This window comes from Hymenobacter caeli, from assembly GCF_013294115.1.
Taxonomy (GTDB): domain Bacteria; phylum Bacteroidota; class Bacteroidia; order Cytophagales; family Hymenobacteraceae; genus Hymenobacter; species Hymenobacter caeli.
On record NZ_JABSNP010000007.1, the window covers coordinates 177,423 to 194,476 of the forward strand.

General features: G+C 64.3%; 11 protein-coding genes. 1 reads left to right on the forward strand and 10 read right to left on the reverse strand.

Annotation, left to right across the window (positions count from 1 at the left end; translation table 11 throughout):
- Positions 1-10 precede the first annotated feature (10 nt).
- The gene (locus tag HNP98_RS09565) at positions 11-3,232 is read right to left on the reverse strand and encodes a SusC/RagA family TonB-linked outer membrane protein (protein WP_173809838.1); all 3,222 of its coding nucleotides are present in this window, start codon (positions 3,230-3,232) and stop codon (positions 11-13) included.
- Positions 3,233-3,727: 495 nt separating this feature from the next.
- Entirely contained in the window at positions 3,728-4,435 is a 708-nt protein-coding gene (locus HNP98_RS09570) for an SDR family oxidoreductase (RefSeq protein ID WP_173809839.1), read from the reverse strand.
- A 426-nt stretch (positions 4,436-4,861) separates the two neighbouring features.
- Here HNP98_RS09570 and nagB point away from each other — a divergent pair, with 426 nt between their 5' ends.
- Positions 4,862-6,778, forward strand: coding sequence for a glucosamine-6-phosphate deaminase (gene nagB / locus HNP98_RS09575; RefSeq protein WP_173809840.1), 1,917 nt, complete (start codon positions 4,862-4,864; stop codon positions 6,776-6,778).
- A 161-nt stretch (positions 6,779-6,939) separates the two neighbouring features.
- Here the strand turns inward: nagB and HNP98_RS09580 are convergent, their stop codons facing one another.
- The 8 genes from HNP98_RS09580 to HNP98_RS09615 form a co-directional block, all read right to left on the reverse strand.
- Positions 6,940-8,265 (reverse strand): gluconate:H+ symporter, encoded by a 1,326-nt coding sequence (locus HNP98_RS09580; protein WP_173809841.1) that lies wholly within the window; start codon positions 8,263-8,265, stop codon positions 6,940-6,942.
- A 310-nt stretch (positions 8,266-8,575) separates the two neighbouring features.
- Positions 8,576-10,117, reverse strand: a complete 1,542-nt coding sequence (locus HNP98_RS09585; RefSeq protein ID WP_380266783.1) for a carbon-nitrogen hydrolase family protein — start codon at positions 10,115-10,117, stop codon at positions 8,576-8,578.
- A gap of 399 nt (positions 10,118-10,516) precedes the next feature.
- The gene (locus tag HNP98_RS09590) at positions 10,517-11,494 is read right to left on the reverse strand and encodes a glycosyl hydrolase (protein ID WP_173809843.1); all 978 of its coding nucleotides are present in this window, start codon (positions 11,492-11,494) and stop codon (positions 10,517-10,519) included.
- A gap of 129 nt (positions 11,495-11,623) precedes the next feature.
- The gene (locus HNP98_RS09595; RefSeq protein ID WP_173809844.1) at positions 11,624-12,289 is read right to left on the reverse strand and encodes a CoA transferase subunit B; all 666 of its coding nucleotides are present in this window, start codon (positions 12,287-12,289) and stop codon (positions 11,624-11,626) included.
- 226 nt (positions 12,290-12,515) lie between these two features.
- A complete protein-coding gene (locus HNP98_RS09600; protein WP_173809845.1) occupies positions 12,516-13,811 on the reverse strand; it encodes a serine hydrolase domain-containing protein in 1,296 nt (431 codons plus the stop codon).
- 81 nt (positions 13,812-13,892) lie between these two features.
- The gene (locus HNP98_RS09605; RefSeq protein WP_173809846.1) at positions 13,893-14,597 is read right to left on the reverse strand and encodes a CoA transferase subunit A; all 705 of its coding nucleotides are present in this window, start codon (positions 14,595-14,597) and stop codon (positions 13,893-13,895) included.
- Positions 14,594-15,829, reverse strand: coding sequence for a carboxypeptidase-like regulatory domain-containing protein (locus HNP98_RS09610; protein WP_317171085.1), 1,236 nt, complete (start codon positions 15,827-15,829; stop codon positions 14,594-14,596). Before HNP98_RS09610 ends, HNP98_RS09605 begins: the two co-directional genes overlap by 4 nt.
- Before the next feature lie 230 nt (positions 15,830-16,059).
- Complete coding sequence (locus HNP98_RS09615) at positions 16,060-17,007, reverse strand: bifunctional riboflavin kinase/FAD synthetase (RefSeq protein ID WP_173809848.1); 948 nt, start codon at positions 17,005-17,007, stop codon at positions 16,060-16,062.
- Positions 17,008-17,054 lie beyond the last annotated feature (47 nt).

A 17,054-nucleotide genomic window follows, 5' to 3' on the forward strand; every position in this document is an offset into this window, starting at 1 on the left:
GACAATGCGATTAGAAGCCAATGTTGAGCCCAGCCGTGTAAGTGCGCGCCTGGCCCACCGAGTTGCGGTCGACGCCCGCCGCCCCGTTGACGCTGGCGTTGGCCGTGTTATTGGAGGAAATCTCGGGGTCGATGCCCGAGTATTTTGTAACCAGGGCCGCGTTTTGCACTTGCACGTACACGCGCAGGCTGGCTATTTTGAGCGTATTCAGCAGCGGCTGGCTGAGGCTGTAGCCCAGTTGCACGTTGCGTAGGCGGGCAAAATCCCCTTTCTCCACATTGGACGACATAACCAATGCCGACCCGTTCGAAACGTTGTCGCCGTACACCACCCGGGGGTACTTGGCGTTTTGGTCGACGGCGGTCCAGCGCTCCAGAATATCCGTTTTATTGTTCCAGAAGCGCTGGTCGTGCAAGCCCGCGTTCGTACCGTTGTAGATGTAGTTGCCCCCCGAAAACTGGATGAATACCCCTAGGTCGAAGTTTTTGTAGCGGAAGGTGTTATCGAAGCCCCCGTACCAGGTAGGCAGCACCGGGCCATAGTACACGCCATCGGTGCTCTGTGTGGGCGCGGCGGTGGTCAGGCCGGTGGCTACGTCGGTCCAGCCCGTGCCCTGGTGGTCGTATTGGGCCACTACGCCATTCGCCTTCTGAATCATGCGGCGGCCGTTGGCTGGGTTCACCCCCAGCGACTGCACCGCCAGGACTTCGCCAATGGAATGGTCAGCTTCCAGGAAGTTCACCGTTTCCAGGCCCGACGTGGCAACGCCAACGCGCTGGCCCTCAGTAGCCAGGCTCAGTACGCGGTTTTTGAGCGTGGTCACGTTAGCGTTTACCGTCCAGCTGAAGGCTTTCTTTTCGATGGCATTGAAACGGAAGCTGAACTCCACGCCACTATTTACCATCGAGCCGATATTGGCCGAAATGGAGTTGTTGGGAACCCCGCGGGAAGGAGCCTGCGGTACCGCCAGAATCAGGCCGTCGGCGAGATTGCGGTAGTAGGCCACGTCGCCCGTCAGGCGGTCCTGCAAAAAGCCAAACGACAAGCCGATGTCCGTTTTCTTGCTGGTTTCCCACTGCAAGTCCGGGTTGCCGGCATTGGTGTAGGCAAGCGTGGCATTGGCGGCATTCAGCCCAGAGGTGTACGTGTTCAGCGAAGCAAAATCATCCAAGCCATTGACGTTGCCCACTTTACCGTAGCTACCGGTAACTTTCAGGAAAGAAAAAATTTCGCCCAGCTTGCTGGTTTTCCAGAATTCCTCTTCCGAAATGGCATAGCCCAGCGAGCCGCCGTAAAAGTTGCCGTACTTTTTAGCCAGGGCCGAATAGCCGTCGCGCCGGGCGGTGAAGCTGAATAGGTACTTGCGGGCGTAGTTGTAGTTGAGGCGGCCGAAGAACGACGCCAAGTAATTGGTGCCTTGCGCGTTGCCCGAGGAGGCAATGTTAGTAAAGTTGCCTTCGAAGGTGGTGAAGAAGGGGTCGGCTACCTGGGTGCGGGTGGCGCCCCAGCGCAGTACATCCGTTTTCTGCTGCTCATTGCCGGCGAGGAACGAGAAGTTGTGGTTGGTGCCGAAGGTGCGGTCGTATTGCAGCGTGTTCTGCCAATCCCAGCGCTTGTTGGTGCGGTAGTAGTTGCTGGCCGAGCCCACTTGGTAGCTATCACCCGCAATCGGGGTTTGGAAGGCCCTGTCCTCGTAAGAAATGTTGTCGAGCCCGAACTGGGTGCGCAGGCGCAAGCCCTTGATTATCTCCCAGCTAAGGTAGGTGCTGCCTTGAATCTGGCTGGCCTCCGATGAGAAGTAGTTGTTGTCCAGCTCTACCACCGGGTTGTAGTAGCCCGGCAGCAGCCCGGCCTGGGTAGGCGAGGTGGGGTTGATGTTGGGGCCCGGGCCGATGCCCGCGTTGCCATTGGGCACGTAGATGCCCGCGTTGTAATTGCCATCGGGGAGGTAGGGCGCAATGTTGGGCGGCAACACCAAGGGCAGGCGGCCCAGGCCCGCCGTACCAAAGGCCCCGTCGCCGGTCGAGCCCGAGTTGGGCGACAAGTTGCGCGAGTTGGAATAGTCGAAGCGCAGCCCGACCGTCACTTTATCAAACAGGGTATGGTCGACGTTCAAACGAGCGGCGTAGCGCCGGAACTCGTTATTCTTCAGCATTCCCTTCTGATTGGTGTAGTCCACCGACGTGTAGTAGGTGGTCTTATCGGTGCCGCCTGAGAAGTTCAGGCTGTTATTGGTGGAAAGGCCGGTGCGGTAGATGTAGTCGTACCAGCGCGTGTCCACTGTGTTCCCGCTGGCATCCGTGGCCAGCTTGAAGCTGTTCTCGTTGTTGGTGCCCGGTACAAAAACCCCGCTAGCGTTGGTGCGGCCCTGGTTGATGTTCAGGTTGTGAACGGCCTCGTTTTTGATGGTAACGTAATCTTGCGCGCCCAGCACATCGTAAAGCCGCACGGGTTTGGTCATGCCCACCCAAGTATTAAACGAGAGGTGGCCCTGGCCTTTTTTGCCGTGCTTGGTCGTAACCAGGATAACCCCTGCTGCGGCCCGTGAGCCGTAAATGGCCGTGGCCGAGGCATCCTTCAGCACGTCCATGCTCTCGATGTCATCCGGGTTGAGGTTGGCCAGCGGGTTGTTGGGCACGCTGCCCACCGCCGACTGGTTGCCCGTGTACGTCGGGATGCCGTCGATGACGATGAGCGGTTGCGAGCTGAGCGAGATGGAGTTTACCCCGCGCACGCGGATAATGGGCGGGTTGTTGAGCACCCCGTTGGGGGTGGTGATGTTCACGCCGGGGGCCCGGCCTTGCAGGGCTTGGTCGAAGCTTTGCACCGGCAGGGTGGCAATTTCTTTGCCCGCGATGGTGGCCACGCTGCCCGTCAGGTCGCGGCGCGACTGCGTGCCGTAGCCCACCACCACCACCTCGTCGAGGCCCGTAAGGTTGGCCACCAGCTTAATGTTGATGGTCGATTGGTCACCGATGCGGGCCTCCTGGCCATCGTAGCCCACGAAGGAAAAAACCAGCGAGGTAGCCGTGGCCGGCACCGACAGGTTGTATTTGCCCTCGGCATCGGTCGAGGCCCCCTGCGAGGTGCCTTTTACCACGACGGTCACGCCGGGAATGGCCACCCCATCCGCCCCGGCCACGGTGCCCGAAACGGTTCGGTTCTGCGCCCTGAGTTCGTGCGCCGACAGGGCAAGGACCAGCGAAAAAAACAACAGTAGTAGTCTCTTCATGAGTTTAATTATGTGTGGGAAATGTTTGCTAGTGTTGCGAATATAGTTGCGCAACTTTAATAGCTACATGTGCTCTTCACAATTAAATCATGTAATTTTCATAAAAAGTCTTAAGTATCTATAATTCAATATTTTGGTTAAGTACTTTTATCAAGTAATATTTGCATGATACCGTTCAAGAGAAGGGCCCTGCCCGCCAAGCCCCCTTTGCACCGGGGCTTGGTGGGCAGGGCCCTAATCGCAGATAATTACTTAATTTTTAAAAATACCCCCTTCTACCAAATGGGCCATCCAGGTAATTTAACTAAAAAAGCGATTGATAGGCATTCGATAACAAGGGGTAAATCGAAGAAACGTTATTGCAAGAGATTATTTTCTAGAGCAATTTTTTAGGCAAAAAACGGTCAGCATGCGCTTACAGACCACCTTTTTGTTGCGTAAACTGGCCCGGGTACCAAACCCTGATGCCCAAAACCGCTGCGTAGGACCAAGGGCCTACCACGGCACGGACTGGTTCTGCCAGGTCACGAAGCCGCCGTTTTCTTCGGCGTGGAGCTGCTCGGCCAGGCGGATGATGCCGCGGGCCGAGTCGGCGGGCTCCTGGGTGGCGTGGGTGCCGCCCATGCCGGTGCGCATCCAGCCCGGGTCCACGATGACGGAGAGCACGCCCTGGTGGCCCACTTCGGCGGCCAGGCTGCGCATGTACATGTTGAGAGCGGCCTTGCTGGCGCTGTAGTGGTAGGGCTCGCCGGAAGCCTTCCAGGTGAGGGAGCCCAGGCCCGACGAGATGCTGACGATGCGTGCCTTGTGGCCGGCCCGCAGCAGCGCCAGCAGCGCCTGCGTGACGAGCAGGGGCCCCACGGCGTTGATGCGGAAGGTTTCGGCGGCGGCGGCGGCCGTGAGCTGCCCCAGGCCCTGCGCCACGCCCCCGGGTTGGTACACGCCGGCGTTGTTGAGGAGCACGTCCAGGCCCGCGACGGCCTGGGCGGCGGCCTCGGCGGCGGCGGCAATGGAGGCGTCGTCGGTCACGTCGAGGGCCAGCAGCACGAGGCGCTCGGGGTACTGGCGGCGCAGGGCCTGCAGCTCGCGGGCGGCCTCGGGCTGGCGGCTGGCGGCCAGCACTTGGTCGCCGCGCTCCAGGTACTGGCGGGTGAGTTCGAGGCCCAGGCCCCGGTTGGCTCCGGTGATGAAAATGCGTTGCATGGGAAGGTGGGAGAGGGTGGGAAACTGCTTGAACGGCCACGTGCCGGAAGAGCGGGCTGCTGGAACCCGCGGCAGTCCATAAAGTTGAGCCGAAGAAAAGCAGGAAAGCAACGCGCCCGCGTCCGGTGCGGGTGCCGAAGGGATTTGAATGGAACGCCATGGCGCGGCCCGCGCCATCGGCCGCGGGGGCGGCCCACCGCGCGGAAGCCCCGCGACGGGGCCCCGGGTGCCCCCGTCGCGGGGCTTCCGCGCTTGCCGGGGCCGGGCGGGCCGCCGCGAAACCCCGGCTACCGCCGGGTGCGCCCGGCTGCTACATTTGCCCGGGCGCGGCCCGCCGGCAGGCGGTGGCCGCGGCGTGCGTGGCTGCCGGATGGGCCCCCGCTGGCCCGCCCGGTTCTCCCAAGCCTTCACCCTCGAAATTCCGCCATGAAAGTTTTGAACTACTCCGAAACGACGTTTGAAAAGCTGCCGGTAACCATTTTCGAGGAAGCCGGCGCGGGCGCGGCGCGCGTTGCCGGCGAGATAGCCGGGCTGGTGCGCACCAAGGCGCAGAAGGGCGAACAAGCCGTGCTGGGCCTGGCCACCGGCTCGTCGCCCATCGGCGTGTACCAGGAGCTGATTCGCCTGCACCGGGAAGAGGGGCTGAGCTTTGCCAACGTCGTCACCTTCAACCTCGACGAATACTACCCGATGCCGCCCGACGAGCTGCAGAGCTACGTCTATTTCATGCACGCGCAGCTGTTCGACCACGTGGACATCCGGCCCGAAAACATCCACATCCCCGACGGGACACTGCCCGTCGAGCAGGTGAGGGAATACTGCCTGGCCTACGACAAGCAGATAGAAGCCGCCGGCGGGCTGGACCTGCAGCTGCTCGGCATCGGCCGCACCGGGCATATCGGGTTCAACGAGCCGGGCTCGTCCATCCAGTCGGCGACCCGGCTGGTGAAGCTGGACCCGCTCACGATTACCGACGCCGCCAAGGACTTCATCAAGGAAGAATACGTGCCGCTGCGGGCCCTCACGATGGGCGTGGGCACCATCATGAAAGCCCGCCAAATCGTGCTCCTGGCCTGGGGCGAGGGCAAGGCGAAAATCCTGCGGGAAACGGTGGAAGGCCAGATTTCGGAGCAGGTACCGGCGTCGTTTTTGCAGCAGCACCCCCGCGTGCAGGTGGTGGTGGACCAGTGGGCCGCCCTGGAGCTGACCCGCATCAAGACGCCCTGGCTGGTGGGCATGTGCGCCTGGGACGACCGCCTGATTCGGCGGGCGGTTATCTGGCTGAGCCAGCACCGGCAAAAGCCCATCCTCAAGCTCACCGACGAAGACTACAAAGACGGCAGCCTGAGCGATTTGCTGGTGGAAGCTGGCCACGCGTACAGCCTCAACCTCAAGGTGTTCAACGCCATCCAGCGCACCATCACCGGCTGGCCGGGCGGCAAGCCCCACTCGAACGATGCCCAGCGGCCCGAGCGGGCCGCGCCGGCCCACAAGCGGGTGCTCGTTTTCAGCCCCCACCCCGACGACGACGTGATTTCGATGGGCGGCACCCTGCTGCGGCTCGTGGACCAGGGCCACGACGTGCACGTGGCGTACCAAACGTCGGGCAACCTGGCCGTGTTTGACGACGACGCCCGCCGCTTCGCCGATTTCGCCCTGGATTTCGCGAAACAGCAGCACGGGGACGCGGACGCCCTGCGGCGGGAGCACGCCGAAGTGGTGGGCTTCCTTCGGCACAAGAAGCTGGGCGAAGAAGACAGCCCGCTGGTGCAGAAAATTAAAACCCTGATTCGCAAGGGCGAAGCGGCCGCGGCCTGCCGCTTCTGCGGGGTGCGGGAGGCGAACGTGCACTTCATGAACCTGCCCTTCTACGAAACCGGGCAGGTGAAAAAGAAGCCCCTGGGCGCAGCCGACGTCCAGGCGGTGGTGGACATTTTGCAGGCCATCCGGCCGCACCAGATTTTTGCGGCCGGCGACCTGCGCGACCCCCACGGCACCCACAAGGTGTGCCTGGACGCCATATTTGCCGCCCTGGCCCGCCTGAAGGGCCCGGCCGCGTGGCTCGAAAACTGCTACCTGTGGCTCTACCGCGGGGCCTGGCAGGAGTGGGACGTCGAGGAAATCGAGATGGCCGTGCCCCTCAGCCCCGAGGAGCTGCTGCGCAAGCGGCAGGCCATTTTCAAGCACCAGTCGCAGAAAGACAGCGCCGTGTTTCCCGGCAACGACAAGCGCGAGTTCTGGCAGCGCTCCGAGGACCGCAACCGCGCCACGGCCAGGCGCTACGACCAGCTGGGCCTGGCCGAATACGAAGCCATGGAAGCGTTCGTGCGGCACCGGTTCTAGGGCCCCGGGGCCGGGGTTTGGCGCCGGGCGGGCGTGAGCGCCGCCGGCAGCGGGTTGCAGCGGCATTTCTTCTCCAGGGGCAGCTGGATTGGGTCGGTTGCGCGGGAGGGTTGCTTCCTTCGCCGGTGGGGCCGTGCTTCTGCTGCCACCTGAAGAGGTACTTAACGCAGCAGCGGCAGGGCCCAGTTCAGCAGCAGCACGCCGCCCAGGCCCACCACCGACACGATGGTTTCCATGGCCGTCCACGAGCGCAGCGTGTCCTTCACCGAGAGGTTGAAGTACTCTTTGTACAGCCAGAAGCCGCCGTCGTTGAAATGCGAGAGCAGCAGGCTGCCCGCCCCGATGGCCAGCACCATCAGGTTGGGGTCGGCGTGCGAGCGGGCCATGGTGGGCAGCACCATGCCCGCGGCGGTGAGGCCGGCGATGGTGGCCGAGCCCAGGGCCACGCGGATGACGGCCGCAATCAGCCAGCCCAGCACCAGCGGCGGCAGCCCGGTACCTTGCAGGCCGGCGGCAATTTCGGTGCTCGCGCCGCTGGCCACCAGCACCTGCTTCAGGGCCCCGGCCCCGCCGATGATGAGCAGAATCAGGGCGATGTCCTTCACGGCGCTGCCGTAAGCGTCCATGATGCCGGCCATGCGTTTGCCCCGGGCCAGGCCCAGGCTGCCCGTGGCCACGCCCACCGACACCAGCAAAATAATGGCCGGCTCGGCCAGAAAGGCCAGCGCCGGGCCCAGCGGGCCCCCGGCCGGCAGCACCGCCCGCAGCCCGGCCACGCCCACCAGCAGCAGCACCGGCAGCAGCGACGACACGAAGCTGTTGATGCGCCCCGGCAAGGCGCTTTCGGGCAGGCTCTCGGCCACGAAGCCCGCCAGCGGCCGCGACACGATGCCCCGGAGCGTGCGCGCGTACAAGGGCCCCGCGATGACGACGGCCGGCACCGCCACCAGCAGCCCGTAGAAGAACGTGCGGCCCAGGTCGGCGTGGAACTGGGCCACGAGGGCCGTGGGCGCGGGGTGGGGCGGCAGGAAGCCGTGCATCACCGAAAGCGCCGCCAGCATGGGCAGCCCCACGTACACGGCCGGCAGCTTGTACTTGTACACCACCGAAAAAATGAGCGGGACCACCAGCACGAAGCCCACGTTGTAAAACAACGGAATGCCGATGATAAAGCCCGCCGCCATCAGCGTCCACTGAATATTATTGGTGCCAAAGGCCCGGATCATCACGGCCGCAATCTGCTGGGCGGCCCCGCTCTCGGCCACCAGCTTGCCCAGCATGGCCCCCAACACAATGATAATCACCACCGAACCCAGCGTGTCGCCCAGCCCCTGGTACATGGCGGCCAGCAGCCGGGCGGGCGGCAGGCCCAGGGCAAAGCCCACGGGTATCGTCACCAGCAAAAACGCCAGAAAGGCATTCACCTTGCCCCAGCTGATGAGCCCGGCCAGGGCCAGCACGGCCAGTAGAATGATAACCAGGGTCATGCGGGTGGGAACAATGCGCAGGAAACACGCTGGCCGCGGTTTAGCGCGGAGCGCGTAACTGCTGGCCGACGGATGGGGCGAGTTTGTAACTCGCAAAGTAGGCCGGCCAACCTGCGCAAGCCGCCTGGCCGCTGCGCAGCCGTGAGTCGCAGACTCACCCCATGCCGTGGCTCGCAGTTCCGCGCTCCGCCCTAAACTGCGGCCAGCGCGTCCACTGGCCATTTCCTGGTGCCTGGCCTTTACCAGTTGGGCGCTAGGTCAACAGTTAATCAGAACAAAAGCAAAAAGCTAATAGCTAACGGCTAATTAATTACCCCGCCGACACGGCCCGGCGGCGGCTGGTTTTGGGCAGGCGCTCCTCGCCCTGGGCCAGCAGCTCGTCGTCGCGCTCGGTGGCTTTCTTGCTCCAGCTCAGCGAGAACAGGTCTTTGCGGCGGTCGCGCAGGTTGCGCACGGCGCCGCTGGTGTTCAGGTCCTTGAGCAAGTCCAGGTCGAGGTCGGCGATGAGGGTCATTTCCGTGTTGGGGGTGGCTTCGGCCACGATGGCGTCGTGCGGGAAGGCGAAGTCGGAGGGGCTGAACACGGCCGACTGCGAGTACTGGATGTCCATGTTCTCGACGCGCGGCAGGTTGCCCACCGAGCCGGTGATGGCCACGTAGCACTCGTTCTCGATGGCCCGGGCCTGGGCGCAGATGCGCACGCGCTGGTAGGCGTTCTTGGTGTCGGTCCAGAAGGGCACGAACAGGATTTTCATCCCCTCCTCGCTCAGCAAACGGCTCAGCTCCGGGAACTCCACGTCGTAGCACACCAGGATGCCGATTTTGCCAAAATCCGTGTCGAAGCACTTCAGCTTGTCGCCGCCGCGCATGCCCCAGTAGCTGGCCTCGTCGGGCGTCACGTGCAGCTTGTACTGCTCGTCCACGGTGCCGTCGCGGCGGCACAGGTAGCTCACGTTGTAGAGCTTGCCGTCCTCGTACACCGGCATCGAGCCGGCAATCACGTTGATGTTGTGGCTCACGGCCAGCTCGCTCATCCGCACCTTGATGGGCTCGGTGAAGGCCGCCATGCCGCGGATGGCCGCCGCCGCCGATTCCTCGTTGGTCAGGGCCATCATCGGGGCGTTGAAGAACTCGGGGAACAGCACGCAATCGGCCTTGTAGCCGCTCACCGTGTCCACGAAAAACTCGATTTGCTGGTAGAAGTCCTCCAGGCTCTTGGTGGCCCGCATCTGCCACTGCACGATGCCGATGCGCACGTTCGACTTCTGGTTGCCAATCAGCTTGTCGAAGTCCTCGTCGTAGTACACGTTGATCCACTCCAGCAGCGTGGCGTAGGCCTTGCTCTCGGAATCGTAGGGCAGGTAGCCGCGGATGATTTTGCGGACGTAGAAGTCGTTGCTCAGCTGGAAAGTGAGGATGGGGTCCTTGATTTCCATGTTGCGCACCATCTCCACGTACTTGGCGGGCGTCATCTCGTGGGCGTAGGCGGCGTAGCCGGGAATGCGGCCCCCGGCCACCATGGCGCGCAGGTTCAGGTTCTCGCACAGCTCCTTGCGGGCGTCGTAGAGGCGGCGGCCCAGGCGCAGGTTGCGGTAGGCGGGGTCCACGAACACGTCCACGCCGTAGAGCGTGTCGCCCTCCTCGTCGTGGGTGTCGAACTTGCCGTTGCCGGTAATCTTGGCATAGGTGTGCTTGTCGCCGAACTTGCTGTAATCCACGATGATGGCCAGGGCCGCCGCAATCAGCGTACCGTTGTCCTCGATGCCAATCTGGCCCTCCGGAAACTTGCGCAGCAGCGCGGCAAACTCGTCGGCGGCCCAGGCCCCCTCCATGCCGAAGTACACCTGGTCCATGATGGCCTTGATGGCCTTGAAGTCGGAGCGGCGCAGCTGGCGCAGCACCAGCTTGTGGGCCGGAATGGCGGTGGGCGTCAGGCGCTCGTCGAGCGTGGGCTTGCCGATTTTTTTGTGGTGGGTGCCGCCGGGAACGGTTTTGCCGTTGGGGGCCCCGGCGGCAGCCGAAGATTTGCCGTTGGTAGGAATAGCCATTGAAATAGGTAAAAGGAAGGCCGGGCAACGGCCAAAAACAAGGCCTGCGGTGGCAGGCCTCGTCCCTCAACGCCAATGCGGGGCCCGCGGTTCGGCCCACCGGGCGTTTCGCGGCGGGCCGAACCGCAGACCGACCCCAAAATAACGAAGCTATTTCGCTTGAAAGATATCCTGGCCGCGCCCCGGCGGCGGCTGGCCCTAGCCTTAGCGGCCGTACACTTTCATGATGTCGGGCACTTCGTCCTTCGTCACAACGGCCTCGTTGTGGTAGAGGTAGCGCAGGTAGGTGGGGTCGAGTTTTTGTAGGTGGCTGGTGTGCCACTCCATCCACCAGAGCCACACGGTGCCGTCGCGGCGGCAGCTGTCGGGCTGGGGCGGAATGCCGCACTCGTGGTAGGTAATGGGCTTGCGCGTGCCCACGATACTTTGCATGGCGTGGTACATGTTGGCCTGCGGGGCGTTGTCCTTGGAGTAGGTGTCGGCCCCGGCAATGTCCACGTAGGCGTCGCCGGGGTACCAGGCTGCGTCGGGCCGGCCGGTGTAGCACAGCACCCAGATGAGGTTGTTGAGCTTGCGCTTGTGCACGTAGTAGTCGTACATCGTAATCCACAGCCGCTTGAACTGCTCGGGCCCCTGCTTGCCCCACCAAAACCAGTTGCCGTTCAGCTCGTGGAACGGCCGCCACAGCACCGGCACCTTCGCTTTTTGCAGCTCCTCCAGCAGGTCGCCCTTCTTCTTTAGCTCGGCCCAAAAGGCCACGTACTGCGGCGTGCCCTTGATGAAGCAGCTGTCGATGCTCACCGGCTTCTTGCTGTTTTCGTAGCCTTCGCCGACGCCCGGGGCCCCCCAGTGCCACATGATGGTGGGGATGCCGCCGGTTTTCCACCAGTCCAGGGCGTGCTGCACCTCGGCCTGGTTCTGCCGGTCGTCGATGAAGTCCATGCCCCGGATGGCGGGCTGCTTGCCGGTGCTGTCCTGGATGTACTTCAGCTCGTCGATGCCCCAGCTGGCCCACATCTGCCCCGCCAGGGTTTTCTTGCCGTAGATGTCGTTGAGGTAGGCGTACAGCGCCCGGGCTTCCTTGGAGGCCCGGCGGTTGGTGAGGGAGCGCGCGGGCTGCGCAGCCAGCAGCAGCGGCAGCGCCAGCAGGTAGCACACGAAATACGAAGCGCGGCGCAGCATAGGGACCTGTTTTGGGGGGTAGAAATCGGCTGGGAAAGCTAAGCCGTTGTCCACCAGTTACGCGGATGTTGGGAAACGGTTGGCCCGCGCGGTAGCGCCGCGGGCCCCAAGCGGGCGCGGGGCCCCGCGCTAGAGCGCCATCTCCGGCACGTCCGCGTCGGGGCCGGGCACCACGAGCCGGCCGGCGGTGGCCGCCCGAATGGCGGCCACGCTCACGCCCGGGGCCCGCTCGCGCAGCACGAAGCCGTCGGGCGTCACGTCGAGCACGGCCAGCTCGGTCACGATTTTCTTCACGCAGCGCAGCCCGGTGAGGGGCAGCGTGCAGGCCGGCAGCAGCTTGCTGGAGCCGTCGCGGGCCACGTGCTGCATGGCCACGATGATGTTTTTGGCCGAGGCCACCAGGTCCATCGCCCCGCCCATGCCCTTCACCATCTTGCCCGGAATCTTCCAGTTGGCGATGTCGCCCTGCTCCGACACTTCCATGGCCCCGAGGATGGTCAGGTCCACGTGCTCGCCGCGAATCATGCCGAACGAGTCGGCCGAAGAGAAGATGCTGGAGCCCGGTAGCGTGGTCACCGTCTGCTTGCCGGCGTTGATGAGGTCGGGGTCCACCTCGGCGTCGGTGGGGAAGGGGCCCATGCCGAGCAGCCCGTTTTCCGACTGCAATTCCACATTGATGCCGGCCGGGATGTAGTTGGCCACCAGCGTGGGGATGCCGATGCCGAGGTTGACGTAGGAGCCGTCTTTCACTTCCTGCGCGATGCGCCGGGCGATGCCGTGTTTGTCGAGAGCCACAGATTTAATGGATTGTAACGGGTAAAACAAATTTTTGGGGGCCCGCGCCGGGTAGGTGGCGGGGCCCGGGCGCGGGCTACCGGCTTTTTCGCCGCCTGCCCGCTAATCGCTGCACGGTTGGTGCAAGACGGTAATCGTTGCAAGCGGCTGGCTGGGGGCCCTACACCGCCGCAGCGATTAGCGGGCAGCCGGCGAAAAAGCCGGCAGTCCGCCCCGGTCCGGGGCCCTACTGCGGCGCGTTGCGCTTGAGGATGGCCTCGTACACGAGCTTTTTGAACTTGGCCGATAAGTCGGCGGCCGTGGTGTTGGGGTACTTCTGGGTGTAAATCAGGGCGACGATTTTTTCTTTCGGGTCCACCCAGTACGTGGTGCCGAAGATGCCGCCCCACTCGTACGAGCCCTCGGTGAGGCCGCTCTGGGCCGCGCCCGCGGCCGTGACGATGCTGAAGCCCAGGCCGAACTTGTTCACGCCCTGGTTCACGGCCCCGATTTGGTTCTGGGTCATCAGGGCCACGGTTTCGGGCCGGAGCAGGCGGCGGCCGTGGTACTCGCCGCCATTCAGCAGCATTTGCAGGAACACGGCGTAGTCGTCGATGGTGCTCGACAGGCCCCCGCCGCCCGAGAAGTAGGTGCCGGTGGCCTTGGGGTAGTCGGCCCGCAGGCTGCCCTGGGCCACCAGGGGCACCGTTTTCTTATCCGCGTCCTCAGTGTAGAGGGTGGCCAGGCGCGGCTGCAAGGCGGCGGGCAGGTAAAACCAGGTGTCGCGCATGGCCAGCGGCTCAAAGATGCGCGTGCGCAGGTACTGGTCCAGCGGCTGGCCCGAGAGCACTTCAATCAGCCGGCCGAGCACGTCCACGCTCAGGCCGTAGGTGAACTTCTCGCCCGGCTGGTGCATCAGCGGCAGGGGCCCCAGCGCGTCGATGGCCGCCGCCAGGGTGCCGCCGGGCGTGCCCACCCCGCTGGGGATGTGCGCCTTGGCGTAGATGGCCCGCGCCTCCTTGCTGCCAATCACGGCGTAGCCGATGCCCGAGGTGTGCGTAAGCAGCTGGCGAATGGTGATGTCGCCGCGGGACGGCACGGTGGTGTAGGTCGAATCCTTTTCGTTAAAAGTCGCCAGCACCCGGGGGTGGGCAAAGGCCGGCAGGTACTTCGCCAGCGGGTCGTCGAGCTTGAAGCGGCCCTGGTCGAAGAGCATCATCACGCCCACGCTGGTGATGGCCTTGGTCTGGGAGGCAATGCGCACGATGGCGTCGGCCTTCAGGTAGGTGCGGCTCGCCTCGTCGGCGAAGCCAAACGCCTGGCGGTACACGATTTTGCCGTCGCGGGCCACGAAGCCGATGGCCCCCGGCACCCGGTCGGCGGCGGTGTACTCGCGCAGCAGCTGGTCGATACGCTGCAAGCCGGCCTCGCTCATGCCCACGGCCTGGGGCGCGGCGGTTTGCAGCACCGGCGTGCGGCCGGGCTGGGCCCGGGCCCCCAGGGTGCCCAGGGCCAGCAGCAGCGGAAGGAGCAGTTTTTTCATGCGGGGCAGGGGAGGGATATAAGAACGATGAGCATGACGGCCTTATTACCTTCTAACTCATCTAACTCATTGTAGCAAACATCACTCTGCCGCCGCCCGCACTGTGCGCTGCTCGATGCGCTTCTCGTAGTTTTTGCCTTCGAAAATGCGCTGCACGAAAATGCCCGGCGTGTGAATCTGGTTGGGGTCGAGGGCCCCGGCGGGCACCAGCTCTTCCACTTCGGCCACCGTGATTTTGCCGGCCGTGGCCATCATGGGATTGAAATTGCGGGCCGTGCCTTTGTAGACGAGGTTGCCGGCGGTGTCGCCCTTCCAGGCCTTCACGAAGGCAAAATCGGCCGTCAGGCCGGTTTCGAGCAGGTACATCTTGGTGCCGAATTCGCGGCTTTCCTTGCCCTCGCCCACTTCCGTGCCGTAGCCGGCGGGCGTGTAAAAGGCCGGGATGCCCGCCCCGCCCGCGCGGATGCGCTCGGCCAGCGTGCCCTGCGGAATCAGGTCCACTTCCAGCTCGCCGCTCAGCAGCTGGCGCTCAAATTCGGCGTTTTCGCCCACGTAGCTCGCAATCATCTTCCGCACCTGCCGCGTTTGCAGCAGCCGGCCGATGCCGAAGTCGTCCACGCCCGCGTTGTTGCTGATGCAGGTCAGGTCCTTCACGCCCAGGCGCAAAATCTCCTGGATGGCGTTTTCGGGGATGCCGCAGAGGCCGAAGCCGCCCAGCATCAGGGTCATGCCGTCGGCGAGGCCTTCGAGGGCGGCCGGGGGGCCGGTAACTACTTTATTTATCACGGGTTGGGGGTGGTGTGCGCGGGGGCGGGGAGGGCGGCCGCGGTGGGCGGCTCGTAGTTGAGGGGCAAAAATTCACCTATTTTTTCGAATCCCCAGTATTCACCGGCCGATACGTCCAGCGGGTTCAGCAGCGAGCCGTTGGGTTGGATTTCCGCTTCGGGGGCTTCCAGCCGCAGCCGCGACACCTCCCGCAGGGGCGGGTAGGGCTTGCGCGAGGGCCCCAGCGTGGCCATCGGCTTGCCGTACTTGGGGTCGGGCGCTTCGCCGAAGTGGCACACCTGCAGCTCGCCGGTGAAGCGCAAATACGTGTGCTGCCGGTCGGCCGACACCCGGCGCAGGCTGTCGATGGGCCGGTCGGCGGGGTAGAGCGTGGCCGACACCGGCACCGCCCGCGCCCATTTTTTGAGCGAGTCCTGCTCGGCTTTGCTGAACGGCCCGTCGGGCCGCTGGGCCAGCAGGGTGCGGCGCAGGCTATCAGTTAGTTCGAAGCGGTGGTTTTCCACCACCGTGATTTGCTGGGTGAGGTAGCCCTCGGCCTTCACCCGGTTGTTGTACACGCTCTTCAGGAAGTGGGCAAACGAGCCGATATAGGCCGCGGCGCGGTTGGTGGCCCACTGGCGGCGCTGGGCCTCGTCGCGCGGCGTCATTTCCTCAAACACCGGCTCGCCGTAGAAGCTCAGCGACCCGTCCTCGTCGTTGCTGGCGAAGCGCAGCCCGTAATACTTCACGCGGTAGCCCAGGGCGTCGTTGTCAATCTGCACGAACTTGCGGGCCCGGGCCGTCAGGTCCTTGGTCGAGTCGTTGACGAACACCACCACGTCCTTGGGGTTGGTGATGCGGCACTGGTCCGAAAACGCGGTGCGGCCCAGGAACTGCTCCGTGAACTTCTGGTAATCTTCCGGCTTGTTGGGCGTCGATTCCACCACCACTTCGCCCAGCCGGTTGCCGGTGGCTCCCAGCAGCAGCGTTACCTGCTGCGGGGCCCGGGCAATGGTCACGCTCTGCTTGGCCAGGCGGTAGCCCACGTACGAGCCCACCACGTTGTAAGTGCCCGCCGGCACCTTTGGAAACTCAAACTGCCCCTGCTCGGTGGTCGTCGCCCCGAGCGTGGTGTTGGCCAGGAACACGCTGGCAAAGGCCAGCGGCTGGTGCGTCACCGAGTCCTGCACCACGCCGCTGAGCGACGCCTGGGCCCGGGCCCCGCCCAGGGCCCCCAGCCAAAAACAGCTCACCAAAAATAATCGCAAAATACTCATCGTCAAAAGAATAGGTGGTAAGTAAGTCGGGAAAATGGCCTGGTAATAAAAAGGTCGTCATGCCGAGCGCAGCCGAGGCATCTCGCGTGCAGTGGTAATCCAATCGGGGCAACGACGCACGCGAGATGCCTCGGCTGCGCTCGGCATGACGTTCTTCTTTAAACCAGATTCTATCGAATACTCATGATAGGGCAAAATAACAACGACTATGCCAGGGCCGCCCGGGTGGCCAGCGCGTCCAGCGCCAGCTGCGCCTTGAGGGCCGCCAGGCCGTCGTATTTCTCCTCGCCGCGCAGCCAGGCAACGAATTCCAGGGTCAGTAATTGCCCGTACAGGTCGCCGCTGAAATCCAGCAGGTTCACTTCGATGGTTTGGGCCAGGCCGGCCCCGACGGTGGGCCGCACCCCGATGCTGAGCATGCCCGGGTGCCGGGTGCCGGCCGCCGTGGTGGCCCACACCGCGTAGATGCCCTGGGCGGGCACCAGCTTCAGCGGCTCATCAATTTGCAGGTTCGCCGTGGGGTAGCCTATCGTGCGGCCCAGCTGCTGGCCCGTCACCACAAGGCCGGTGAGGGGGTAGTCGTAGCCCAGGTAGCGGGTGGCGGTGCCCACGTCGTGCCCGCGCAGCGCCGCCCGGATGCGGGTGCTGCTCACGCCCACCGCGTCGATGTCGGCCCGCGGAATCTCCTCCACCGTGAGGCCGTAGCGGGCCGCGTGCCGGCTGAGGTAGTCGAAGCCGCCCTCGCGGTTTTTGCCGAAGCGGTGGTCGTAGCCGATGACCAGCTGCCGGCACCCCACCGTGCCCAGCAGCAGATTCTGGATGTAGTCTTCCGAGGTCCACTGCGCAAACTCGCGGGTGAAGGGCATGATGAGCAAATAATCGACGCCGAAGGCGGCCAGCCGGGCCGCCCGCTCCTCCAACGTGTTGAGCAGCTGCAATTCCAGCAGCTCGGGGTGCGAGGGCGGGGGCCCCAGCACCAGGCGCGGGTGCGGCCAGTAGGTGATGACCACCGCTGGGGCCCCCGCCGCGTCGGCCGCCTCGCGCAGCCGCGCCAGGATGCGCTGGTGCCCGCGGTGCACGCCGTCGAACGTGCCGCTCGTAACGACGGCGTTGGCCAGGCGAGGAAAAGCGGCGGGGTCGCGGATGACGAGCATATGAACCGGTCGGCGTGGTAACGAAGCTGCAAAAATCGCCCGCAATC